Below are 11,917 nucleotides of genomic sequence, written 5' to 3' on the forward strand. Positions count from 1 at the left end.
TAATAAACAATAAAAAGGCATGACTCTCTTTAACAGAGGTCATGCCTTTATTCATTGACATACAATTATCTTCTACGATTTCTATTTCTTAAAAATGTAGGGATGTCTAATGCATCATCAGTTTGTTGAGTATAATTATTTCTTACGGGTTCATGAGAAACTTCTTCTCTTTTTGGTTCACGTTTAACTTGATTTATTGCAGGTTTTGGTTGTCCAAAAGTTGGCCTAGAAGACGGTTTTGGCTGGGGAATTTCTTCATTAAAGCCAGTAGCAATTACTGTAACGACAATCTCATCATTTAGGTTTTCATTAATAACCGAGCCAAAAATCATATTAACATCCTGATCAGATGCAGTTGCAACAATATCTGCTGCTTCTTGTACCTCATAAAGACTTAAATTCGTTCCGCCAGTAATATTCATTAGTACACCTTGAGCGCCATCAATAGATGTTTCTAATAACGGAGAGGAGATGGCTTTCTTCGCAGCCTCAGCAGCACGGTTCTCTCCAGCAGCAACACCAATTCCCATTAATGCTGATCCTTTGCTGGACATAATTGTTTTAACATCCGCGAAATCTAGGTTAATTAGTCCAGGCACTGCAATTAAGTCAGAGATACCTTGTACACCTTGACGGAGCACATTATCAGCCTCACGGAAAGCTTCAAGCATTGGCGTACTTTTATCTACGATTTCTAATAAACGATCATTAGGTATGACAATCAATGTGTCAACAGCTTCCTTCATAGAAGCAATACCGCCCGCAGCTTGTGTAGAACGCTTTCGTCCTTCAAAGGTAAACGGACGTGTGACAACTCCAACAGTTAATGCCCCAAGATCTCGTGCAATTTGAGCGATTACAGGCGCAGCACCTGTTCCTGTCCCTCCACCCATACCGGCAGTTACAAAAACCATATCTGCTCCTTTAAGAGCTTCTTCAATTTGCTCTTTACTCTCTTCAGCAGCCTTCTTACCGACCTCAGGGTTAGCACCTGCACCAAGTCCACGGGTGAGCTTTCCGCCAATTTGCATTTTCACTTCTGCTTTAGATAAATTTAGTGCCTGAGCATCCGTGTTAACTGCAATAAATTCTACACCTTGTACACCATGTTCAATCATTCGGTTAACCGCGTTGTTACCACCGCCGCCAACGCCGATGACTTTAATAGTTGCCAATGAATCTAAATTAGTATCAAATTCCAACATGACAAATCCTCCTAATTCGACGATATCCCATAGAACACCATTTTTACGAATAATTTTTTAAAAGGCAAAGTGTATAGACGCCATTTATACTAAGTAAATAATTCATTGATTTATTAAATTATATTAAAATTGATAAATAGCATTTTTGCCTTTTTAGCCACTATTCGAAAAAGTATCCGAGGAACTTCTTCACTCTTGATGTAATTTTTTCTTCCGGTTGTTTTTCCGGCTTTTTTGGTTGCGGTTGTTTTGGAACACGCTTTTCTTTTACTTCTGGTGCATGGACGGGTGCTCCGCCCATTGCCATTTTTCTGCCTTGAATCTTCGCATTTTTATATGCAAATTTAATTAGTCCTACTGCAGTCGTAAATTGTGGCTCCCTTACACCGATATAATCTGGTATGGCGATTCGAACCCGATTTTGAAAAATGACTTGGGCTAACTCAAGGATCCCTTGAGTGTTCGCGACCCCACCTGTAAGAACGAATCCTCCAGGCAAGTCTTGAGAGCCTAGCCTTCTCACTTCATTTTGGATCAAGTCAAAGATTTCTTCCATACGTGCTTCAATGATATCAGAAATTTCCAGCTGATTAAATTGCTGGTGCTGGTCACTCCCAATTATCGGTACACTGAAAACCTCTTCTTCTGATGCATGGTCATAAAAAGCATATCCATACTTGGTTTTTATCTTTTCAGCATCCTCAGTTGATGTGCGGAGACCGATTGATAAATCCTTTGTGATATGGTCTCCCCCTACTGGAAGAACACTTGTAGCTTTTAAATTACCCTGTTCAAATATGGCTATTGTTGTTGAACCACCGCCAATATCAATTAGGGCTACACCGAGATTCTTCTCATCCTTTGACAATGCGTAAGCACCAGCTGCCAAAGGCTGAAGTGTAATGTCAAGTATTTCAAGACCCGCACGTTCAACACAACGTAATGAATTATGTAAAATGGTCTTGGATCCAGTAATAATGGTGCCTTCCATTTCAAGACGTACCCCTATCATTCCACGCGGATCATTAATTTCATCTAAACCATCAACAATAAATTGTTTCGGAATGACATCGATTATATCTCTTTCCGGCGGAATAGAAACCACTTGGGCTGCATCAATGACTCTAGCTACATCATCATCTGAAATTTCCCTGTTTTCACTTGAAACTGCAACTACTCCATGACATGGCTGGAGCATAACATGGTTGCCAGTGATGCCAACTATTACACTTGTAATTTCCATTCCTATCATTCTTTCAGCCTGTTCAATTGCCTTTCTAATTGAATGAACCGTTTCATCTATATCAACAATGGCTCCCTTTCTTAAACCTTCAGATTGCACACTGCCGACACCAATAATATTTAAAGAGTCGTTGACCATTTCCCCTATGATAACTTTTACGCTGGATGTACCGATGTCAAGACTTACATATATTTCATTGTTGTTCATTCTATGGCACCTCCTTTTGCTATTCCCGCTTTATTCTAAATTAATTTGCTAATATTAAATAATTCGGCAAAACTAGCAATTTCCCTTTATAAAAATTAATTTTTTTCAGTTTTTTCACGGCTTACAGACCATTTTGTCAATAATATTCTTCTTATCACAGCTATATTTTGGAATAATCTAACTCCAAATGCAAATACTGCCGCTAAATATAAGTCTACACCAAGATGAACACCTAGAAAAGCCAAACTTGCAGCAAGCAAAATATTAAAAAAGAAACCGGAAACAAAAACCTTTTCATCGTATATGTTCTGAAGCTGAGCACGTATTCCTCCAAATAACGTATCTAATGCGGCAAGTACAGCAATAGATAAATAATTGGAATACTCCTCTGGAATTTTCACTTCGGTAAATAAACCTAGAATAACACCTATTATTAATCCTAATAAAGGAAGCCACATATTATGAATTGCCTCCTTTGTCTGTGTTCACTGGTTCCATATCTCTTATCCTTATTGAATTTTCATACGCGGGTATTGTAATAATTCCCTCCGGCTTTTGAACTTTCACCCTTAGATTATCAATAAAAAATTCGTCAGCAGATTTTGATACTTGCATCCGTTTAAACAGTTTGTCAGCGGATTTTGCGTCTTCAGCGATCACCTTGATCTCGATTGGCAATCGATTGAGGGAATGCCCGTCAACCTTTGTTTCTCCGTTTATATCTCTAATTACCGTTGTATTAATGAGGCGCTGACCATCAATTGATATGTGCATTGCATTATACATATTTAATTCATTAATTAGTCTTTTTAATAAATCGGGAGAAACAGTTGATACAGGCTTGCCAACTAAAAGTTCTTCATATACTGGCTCAATATTTAAGATGATCCCATTTCCTTGTACCTTCGTTAACCCTGCTTCTGCTTTTAGTTCACCAAGAGTTTCCCTCAAAATTTGTTCTTTGCTTTGCTTTAGTTCAGTTTCGTACTTGGCAATCTTTTCTTCATTTGATCGTACTTCACGAATTAGTTTGATCTGGAGCTCATTTTCCTTCATGACATCTTCCCTAAGCTGCCAAGTATCTCGAGTATCACGTACAACGGGCTCTTTAACCGTTCGAAATTGAATAGCTACCATAAATCCAATGACAATCGTTATAAGTGTGAAATTTATATTTTTTTTGAATTTGTCCACGTTTTTTACCACCTAACTTTCCAACCTAATTTAAAAATGTGGACGATTTTTGAAACAATTATACATACTGTTATATTAGCTTCCTAACAAAGGCTCCAACATAATATCGGCTTTTTTTTCAAGAGTAAATAGAATATTATCATTGACTAATGAATCCTTTACTCCGCCTGTTAAATTCAAAGCTGAGGCTAAAACATCAGCATCGCCAATAGCGGAAATGACGAAGGGTGCTGGATGCTGATAGCCGTCAACTTCTATAACCGGCCCATTACAGAGAATATATGAATTATGGGCTAGCCTTTGTCCGTTAATAGCAATAGCAGAAGCACCAGATATATATAATTCATTTATTACCTTAAACACATGATGTTCATGAACAATATAATTATTAACATTCACTTCTTCAGGATTATAATCCCCATCTGCCAGCGTTACTTCAACACCTTGCCCTTTTACTTTAACCTTGCCTAAATACATTCTATACTTTTCTGCATCTTCAGCGAGATTGAAGTAAACCTGTGCTTCTTGTGACATCTCCTTCTCGATTTCACGCACTCTCTCTTGCTTTTCATTTAATTCTTTTTGTAATGAGCGGTTTTTTTCCTCTAATTGAACTAATTGATTCCGTAATTCTAAATCTCTTTCCCATTGTTTTCCTGTTATAGCTGTGTTCTCACCTTCGCTTTGAGTTTGATGATATGAAAAAGCAATGATATAGCCTAATACAAGAAAAACAAGAGAAAAAATAACATGATTACCCGTCACTTTCAATTTCTTCTTCAAGCTGCTCAGCTCCCTCTTGTTCATAAGCTTTGAAATAAGAGCCGACTTCCAAATCAATAATGCCTTTTTTATTAGGGTCCAATTGGCTAATAATTGAAGGGTAGTGTGACATTTTTTCTGAAAAGCTTTTGACTGTAGCACTTACTTCAAATCCATCATTCATATAAAGAGTCAGATTATACGTATCTGTTTTCTTTGGGGTATGGTGAATTTCAGAAATAGAATTTAATACCACCTCTGGAAGCACTTCAAGCTCATTAATCATTCCATTAAGTTCATTACCTTCAGAAAAGCCAATGAGTATAGGCGCAGTTGCGGGGATTTCAGCAGTTTTACTCTTTTTAAGAACTTTCCCATTTTCAAGAACCGGCAAATAGCTTTTATCTTTCATTATGTAGGCGATACGCTTATATTCACTTATTGTCATTCTAACGGTATTAGGCAAATTGATCTTAACATTTGCGGATTTTATCTCTGGAAGCTCTTCAAGTTTGCTCTTTATAGCACTTTCATCTACTTTCCAAATATTTATTTTCTCGGAAAGACCTGACAGAGAAATCAATTCTTCTTGGCTGTATGTGGAGCTGCCTAAAACTTCGATTTTATGTATATGGCTTAAGGGAGATTGGAAATAAATGATAAAAGAAATAAGCGTGAAAAATAACAGCAGCAAAAAAATCAGTCTTCTATTAGCTTTTTTTCGCCTTTGTTGTTTTAGCTTTGGAATTCGGTCCTCAAGAGAAACAACATTTCCTTTTTCCATATCATTCACCTCAAGTATCACACATAATCTTTCAAATAACCCAATATAAATCAAAATAAATAAAGGAAGACTTGTCCTTTTTCATAAAAACCAAATTTATAAATGGGAAAACAAACGGCACGAATAGACATGCCGTCTTTCCAAAGTGAATACTGACCTTAGTCCTAGAGTACAATTATACCATAATAAATAGCCGTAGTAAGGATTTTTTCCCGTTACTTTCGACCGATTATTTCTACTTCGGTTTCTATTTTAATCGCAAATCTTTCATAAATTTCATCTTTTATGTGCTGAATCAATGCCAGGACATCAGCAGCTTTTGCATTTCCTGTGTTGACAATGAAATTTCCATGCATATCTGATACTTTAGCTCCCCCGATGGAAAAGCCTTTTAATCCTGCATCTTCAATCAGCTTACCCGCATAATTAGGCAGGGGATTTCTAAAAATACTGCCTGCACAAGGAAAATTCCATGGCTGTGTTTCTTTCCGGTAATCCTTATTTCTTTGCATTTCTTCAAAAATTTTGTCTTTATCTCCGGGCTGTAATTGAAAGACGGCTTCAATGACAATGCCAGGGCGTTTTTTCTGTAAAACGGATGTTCTATAGGAAAATTCCATTTCCTCATTAGATAGCCATTCTACCTTCCCGTCTTCAAAAAGAATGTGGGCTTTTGTTAATATGTTAGAAATATCAGAACCATGAGCACCAGCATTCATATAAACAGCCCCACCGACTGAACCAGGAATACCACTTGCAAATTCAAGACCTGAAAGTCCCTTTCTGCTTATTTGTGTGGAAAGACTGACGATTGAATATCCACCGCCAACCTTTAGCTCTGATCCGTTAATTTCCATATGTGACAAACCTGATCCAAGTTTAATGACTGCGCCTTCTATACCTAAATCTGATATTAGCAAGTTAGACCCTCTTCCAATTGCTGTCCATCCTACTTTATATTCATGAAGGAGCTCAACTGTTTTTATTATATTTTCGACAGATGAAGGCTCAATAAACAAATTGGCTGGTCCGCCTATTTTCATAGTTGTATGATTAGCTAAAGGCTCTTGTTCTTTTATTTTTCCAATGTTTAATTCATTTAGCTTGTCAATTAATTCGTTCATATTTACCTCCCTTTCTTTTTAAATTCAATTCTAAATTTAATTTATAGACCATTTTATGCAGTTATTTCTTTTAGGCTACTTTCCCCTCTTCGTAACGAGTTCTTCCATTAGCCTGTAAAGCCTATTAGCCGCATCAGGAATCCCTAATTTCTTTGAGGATTTTTTCATGTCCTTTAACTTTACTTCATCCATTAAGATTTGGTCCATTAACTCAACAAGCTTCTTCCCTGTCAGATCCTTTTCCAATAACAATTCAGCTGCTCCATGATCACTTAATGATCTAGCATTCTTTTCCTGATGGTTATTTGTAACATAAGGACTAGGTATTAGAATACTAGGGATCCCAAGTGAGGTTAATTCAGCGAGGGTTGTAGCTCCTGCTCTAGCAATTGTTAAATCTGTTCCTGCAAGAATTTCTGGCATATTATGTATAAACGGTTTAATGATTACATTTTCAGGATTTCCAATCAATTCAACTTCATTTTGAACTTCATCAAAATGAACATCACCAGTCACATACAATATTTGATATGGCTTTTCACCAAGTTCCGCCAATGATTTTAGAACTGCTTCATTAATAGGTTTTGCACCCCGGCTCCCACCTACGATTAATACAACGGGGACATTTGTTTTTAACCCAGCGGATAGCCGCCCTTTAATTCCATCTTTCCCAATAACCTCTGAAGCACGCGGATTTCCGGTTAACTCGACTTTTTCATGCGGAAAATATTTACTTGCTTCTTCAAAGCAAACAGCAATTCGATCGACATATTTGCTTAGAAATTTATTTGTTAAACCAGGTACACTATTCTGCTCATGAATGATCGTTGGGATACCTAGCTTTGCTGCAGCATATACAACTGGCCCGCATACGTATCCTCCTGTACCAATTACAACATCTGCATTAAATTCTCTAAGCATTTTCTTACTATCCTTAACACCTTTTAAAAAACGGAAAATAGTTTTTACATTTTCTAATGAAAGCTTTCTTTTAAATCCAGTAATATGTATTGATTTAAACGGAATATTTTCTCTTGGGACAAGTTTACTTTCTAAACCGCTTACTGTTCCAATATATAAAAACTCTGCATCCTTATTATCCTTTTGTATTTCTCTTATGAGAGCAAGAGCTGGATAAATATGCCCACCAGTTCCGCCGCCGCTAATTGCTATTTTCATGTGCTCACCTCAAAGCAGAGTGTATTGATTTATTTTCTTGCCGTGGTGACCCCCGTTCGGCTCACACACCCTATTCTACTATATAAAAACTAATGATTATAATGGGATATCATAATGACATGTAAATGTAATAAATTTCAGTGGATTTTATTCATTTTCATCTAACCGTAATAAAAATACTATACGATAGACAAAACAAAAAGAAACCCTGTAATCAGGGTCAAAAAATTAATATCTTGAATATCGGCTAATATTTAACAAAACACCGATTGCTAAAAGCATAAGTGTTAAGGATGATCCGCCATAGCTTAAGAATGGAAGGGTAATCCCAGTAACGGGCATGAGTCCAATGACAACCCCGATATTAATCATGACCTGGATAGCGATCATAGCAATAATACCAACCGCTAGGAAACTGCCAAATAGGTCAGGAGCTCCGAGGGCAATCCTAATTCCTCTCCATAATAATAAAGAAAACAATAAAATTACAAACGATCCGCCAATAAACCCAAGTTCTTCCGAAAGAATGGCAAATATGAAGTCTGTTTGCGGTTCTGGGAGATAGAAGAATTTTTGTCTGCTCTGTCCTAGGCCTAATCCAAATAACCCACCTGGCCCTATTGCATATAAGGATTGAATAATTTGAAATCCGCTTCCCAATGGGTCTTCCCATGGATCCAAAAAAGACGTTATTCGTTTGATCCGATATGGAGCAGATAAGATCAAGGCTGCAAATCCTCCAAGCCCCAGTAAACCAAGACCGAGAAAATGGCTAATTCTCCCCCCTGCAATGAATATCATAACAAGACAAGTTCCAACCATGACGGTCCCCGTTCCTAGATCGGGCTGCAGCATGATTAATCCAAAAGCCAAAAACACAATCCCTAATGAGGGAATTAATCCTTTTGTAAATGACGTTATTAGTTTTTGGCGCTCAGATAAGTATTTTGCGAGAAAGGCAATCATCGCAAGCTTCATAAATTCCGATGGCTGAATCGAAAAAGCTCCGACCCCTATCCAGCTCCTTGAACCATTCCTAACATTTCCAATTCCTGGTATGAGAACAAGTATTAAAAGGACAAAACAAATGATGACTATAACCTTTGCCCAAGTTCTCCAAGTCCAGTAATCGACATTCATAATAAAAAACATCGCGGCTATCCCTACCCCTGCGAACAGCAGCTGTCTCTTAGCAAAGAAAAAAGAATCATCAAATTTATACTCTGCCCAAATAGCGCTAGCACTATATACCATCGTTAATCCAACTGAAAGCAATGTTAAAGTTACGATGATTAAAATCAAATCGGGAGTCGTTCTTTTTGTTGGCAACACAAAACACCTCGAATGCTAGTTTTAGGGCCGTGTAAAAAACGAAGCAATTTTTGCGAAAGATGACTCCCTAAGCTGTTTTTTCCTTTTTCGCGTACAAGCCCTCACTTAAGCATATGCACCGCTTGTATAAAAATGTCTCCCCTAACCTCAAAAGTTTTATATTGATCCCAGCTCGCACAAGCTGGCGATAATAATATCACGTCTCCCAGTTCAGATAACTGATAGGCTACAGGAACGGCTTTTTCCACATTATCGACATGCAAAATGTTTTTTATTCCTGCTTTAATGGCAGCTCTTTCAATTTTTGGGGCTGTTTGCCCAAAGGTTACTATTGCCTTTACGTTTTTGAAGTAAGGAGTGAGTTCATCAAATTCATTCCCACGGTCCAAACCGCCCGCAAGAAGAATAATAGGTTCATGAAAAGCGGAAATAGCATTTTGAGTTGCTAAAATATTCGTTGCTTTTGAATCGTTATAAAATTTTCTGCCCCCAAATTCTCTAACATACTGCAAGCGATGCTTAACACCTATAAATGTACGAAGTACTTTTGAAATTGCCTCGTTATCAACTGATGAAAGCTTGGCCGCAGCAATAGCAGAAAAAATATTTTCTAAGTTATGAGCACCCGGCAACACGATTTCCTTTGTCTCAATAATTCTTTCGTTATTAAAGTAAATCCAGCCGTTTTCATGATAAACACCAGAATTTAATTTACTTTTAACTGAAAACGGAATGATTGTGGCATTTGACTGTGCAGCGACCTCCAACACTTCATCCTGCTCAGCATTTACGATAAAATAATCATCATTCGTTTGATTTTTAGTAATATTTGCTTTCGCTTGAACATAATCATTTCTTGTCCCATGATAATCAAGGTGAGCATCGTAAAGATTTGTTAAAATAGCAATTTTCGGTTTAAATTCATTTATACCCATAAGCTGAAAAGAAGACAATTCGATAACAATTGTATTTTCCCTAGTTGCCTCCTGTGCTACATCGGATGCTACTGTACCAATATTGCCTGCAATTAAAGGAAGCTTCCCGCCTTCCTTCAGCATTTCATAAATAAGTGTGGTAGTTGTTGTCTTCCCATTTGTCCCTGTGATCCCAATAAGCGGGGCTTCAGAAATTTGATAGGCAAGCTCAACCTCTGTAATAATAGGTATCTCCTTTTCAATTGCCCCTACAATCATTGGATTATGATAAGGAATCCCCGGATTTTTCACGATAAGCTCAAAACCCTCTTCAAGGAGTCCTATAGGATGCTCTCCACATATAACAGTAATTCCTTCTTCTAGCAGACTTTGTGCCTCCAGATTTTCGGAAAGTGGTTTGTAATCATTTACGGTTACAAAAGCACCGAGTTTATGTAAAAGAGAAGCAGCAGCAACCCCACTTTTTGCTAATCCTAATACTAATATTTTTTTATGACGATAGCGATTGATCTGTTTCAATTACATCCACACCTCAATATAGATTCCAAGAATTGCGCAAAGCAGGCCTACAGCCCAAAAGGTCACCACTACTCTCCACTCAGACCATCCAATTAGCTCATAATGATGATGTAATGGACTCATCTTAAAGATCCTTTTACCTGTTGTTTTAAATGAAATCACCTGTAAAATAACAGACAAAGTTTCGATTACAAAAACGCCGCCAATAATAAGTAAAATGATTTCAAGCTTTGTTAATATAGCAATTGTAGCAATAGCTCCACCAAGTGCTAGGGAGCCGGTATCCCCCATAAATACTTTGGCAGGATGAGCATTGAAAACGAGGAACCCTAGCACAGCACCTGCCACCGCTACAGAAAAAATGGCAATTTCAAATTGTGATAAACTCCAAGCCAAAACAGCAAACGCTCCAAAAGCGATTGCAGCTGTTCCAGATAAAAGACCATCCAAACCATCTGTAAGATTCACAGCATTGGAAAAGCCAACTAGCCAAAATATGATAAAGAAAACATACATCCAGCCTAAATCAAAAGAAAGATTTGTTAATGGAATATGAATGACTGTTGAAAAATCGTTTTGCTGAAAAACAAAATAAAAAATAATTGAAATAATAATTTGCCCTAATAACTTCTGTATTGAAGTCAATCCTAGATTCCTTTTCAAAGCGACCTTAATAAAGTCATCAAGGAAACCAAGCAGCCCAAATCCGAGTGTAACTAATAAGAGCAAATAAGTCTTTACAGTTGGTTCAGAGAACTTCCCTGTCATCACAATGGTAGTAATGGCAATCGAGAGAAGGATCATAATTCCCCCCATCGTAGGAGTACCGGATTTCTTTAAATGTGATTGAGGACCTTCCTCTCTTATGCTTTGCCCAAATTTTAATCTTCTCAAGAAGGGGATAAAGATGGGAGAAAGCAGGACTGTTACTAAAAAGCTCATTATTATTGTAAAAAATATTACTTTCTCCATCATTTTGCTCCCTCCTTTCCATCCTGGAGCAGATTATTTATTACCTTCATTTTTTCTGCTATCACAGCAATATCATATGTTGAATTATTTTCATTAAGAAGTATTTCATCTGAAAAGAGGAAATTAGTCACTTTAAGTTCTGTTTTTTGTTGTTGGTTTAATTTTTCTATATATAGTTCCATCATGTCCTTTAAGCCTTTCAATAAGTCATTAGTAAAAAATATTGGAAAATGATTAGGAGTATATCGGGGAATCTCCATCTCTTCCTTCCACAGGGCAGCAACTGCACCATTTTCAATGGCTTTCTTCAACTCCCCTGTATTCTCGCCAAGAGGGATGAACACTCCTCTGAATTGGGGTACATCTGAAATTGTCGCGACCGTATGAAAAAAAAGCTCATGATCCTGTATTCCTTTCATTTTCGGAAACAGTTTCGCTAAATCACCATACGCTAATAACAT

At 37.3% G+C, this 11,917-nt stretch carries 12 protein-coding genes; all 12 read right to left on the reverse strand.

Annotated features, from left to right (window positions below):
- Positions 1-65: 65 nt before the first annotated feature.
- The gene (ftsZ, locus tag V7127_RS06820; protein WP_335348298.1) at positions 66-1,205 is read right to left on the reverse strand and encodes a cell division protein FtsZ; all 1,140 of its coding nucleotides are present in this window, start codon (positions 1,203-1,205) and stop codon (positions 66-68) included.
- Positions 1,206-1,365: 160 nt separating this feature from the next.
- Positions 1,366-2,655, reverse strand: a complete 1,290-nt coding sequence (ftsA, locus tag V7127_RS06825) for a cell division protein FtsA (protein ID WP_335354295.1) — start codon at positions 2,653-2,655, stop codon at positions 1,366-1,368.
- Positions 2,656-2,750: 95 nt separating this feature from the next.
- A complete protein-coding gene (locus V7127_RS06830; RefSeq protein WP_335348300.1) occupies positions 2,751-3,113 on the reverse strand; it encodes a small basic family protein in 363 nt (120 codons plus the stop codon).
- Position 3,114: 1 nt separating this feature from the next.
- The gene (locus V7127_RS06835; RefSeq protein ID WP_335484438.1) at positions 3,115-3,849 is read right to left on the reverse strand and encodes a DUF881 domain-containing protein; all 735 of its coding nucleotides are present in this window, start codon (positions 3,847-3,849) and stop codon (positions 3,115-3,117) included.
- Positions 3,850-3,924: 75 nt separating this feature from the next.
- Positions 3,925-4,656, reverse strand: a complete 732-nt coding sequence (locus V7127_RS06840) for a DUF881 domain-containing protein (RefSeq protein ID WP_335484440.1) — start codon at positions 4,654-4,656, stop codon at positions 3,925-3,927.
- On the reverse strand, positions 4,604-5,395 hold the full coding sequence (locus V7127_RS06845; protein ID WP_335346581.1) for a cell division protein FtsQ/DivIB: 792 nt from the start codon (positions 5,393-5,395) through the stop codon (positions 4,604-4,606). Before V7127_RS06845 ends, V7127_RS06840 begins: the two co-directional genes overlap by 53 nt.
- Positions 5,396-5,610: 215 nt before the next feature.
- Positions 5,611-6,519 carry a UDP-N-acetylmuramate dehydrogenase gene (gene murB, locus V7127_RS06850; protein ID WP_335346580.1) on the reverse strand — a complete coding sequence of 303 codons (909 nt, stop codon included), beginning with the start codon at positions 6,517-6,519 and terminating at the stop codon, positions 5,611-5,613.
- 75 nt (positions 6,520-6,594) lie between these two features.
- On the reverse strand, positions 6,595-7,698 hold the full coding sequence (gene murG, locus V7127_RS06855; protein WP_335346579.1) for an undecaprenyldiphospho-muramoylpentapeptide beta-N-acetylglucosaminyltransferase: 1,104 nt from the start codon (positions 7,696-7,698) through the stop codon (positions 6,595-6,597).
- A 228-nt stretch (positions 7,699-7,926) separates the two neighbouring features.
- On the reverse strand, positions 7,927-9,027 hold the full coding sequence (gene spoVE, locus V7127_RS06860; protein WP_335346578.1) for a stage V sporulation protein E: 1,101 nt from the start codon (positions 9,025-9,027) through the stop codon (positions 7,927-7,929).
- 104 nt (positions 9,028-9,131) lie between these two features.
- On the reverse strand, positions 9,132-10,484 hold the full coding sequence (gene murD, locus V7127_RS06865) for a UDP-N-acetylmuramoyl-L-alanine--D-glutamate ligase (protein WP_335354298.1): 1,353 nt from the start codon (positions 10,482-10,484) through the stop codon (positions 9,132-9,134).
- On the reverse strand, positions 10,485-11,459 hold the full coding sequence (mraY, locus tag V7127_RS06870; RefSeq protein ID WP_335346576.1) for a phospho-N-acetylmuramoyl-pentapeptide-transferase: 975 nt from the start codon (positions 11,457-11,459) through the stop codon (positions 10,485-10,487). It abuts the gene before it with no gap.
- A complete protein-coding gene (locus V7127_RS06875; protein WP_335346575.1) occupies positions 11,456-11,917 on the reverse strand; it encodes a hypothetical protein in 462 nt (153 codons plus the stop codon). Before V7127_RS06875 ends, mraY begins: the two co-directional genes overlap by 4 nt.

Origin of the sequence: Bacillus sp. JJ1773 (assembly GCF_036962035.1) — a bacterium.
Classification (GTDB): Bacteria; Bacillota; Bacilli; order Bacillales; family Cytobacillaceae; genus Cytobacillus.

Coding starts and splice junctions, on each gene's coding strand:
- ftsZ (WP_335348298.1), bottom strand. CDS start 1,205: ATGTTGGAATTTGATACTAATTTAGATTCATTGGCAACTATTAAAGTC.
- ftsA (WP_335354295.1), bottom strand. CDS start 2,655: ATGAACAACAATGAAATATATGTAAGTCTTGACATCGGTACATCCAGC.
- V7127_RS06830 (WP_335348300.1), bottom strand. CDS start 3,113: ATGTGGCTTCCTTTATTAGGATTAATAATAGGTGTTATTCTAGGTTTA.
- V7127_RS06840 (WP_335484440.1), bottom strand. CDS start 4,656: ATGAACAAGAGGGAGCTGAGCAGCTTGAAGAAGAAATTGAAAGTGACG.
- V7127_RS06845 (WP_335346581.1), bottom strand. CDS start 5,395: ATGGAAAAAGGAAATGTTGTTTCTCTTGAGGACCGAATTCCAAAGCTA.
- murB (WP_335346580.1), bottom strand. CDS start 6,519: ATGAACGAATTAATTGACAAGCTAAATGAATTAAACATTGGAAAAATA.
- murG (WP_335346579.1), bottom strand. CDS start 7,698: ATGAAAATAGCAATTAGCGGCGGCGGAACTGGTGGGCATATTTATCCA.
- mraY (WP_335346576.1), bottom strand. CDS start 11,459: ATGATGGAGAAAGTAATATTTTTTACAATAATAATGAGCTTTTTAGTA.
- V7127_RS06875 (WP_335346575.1), bottom strand. CDS start 11,917: ATGTTATTAGCGTATGGTGATTTAGCGAAACTGTTTCCGAAAATGAAA.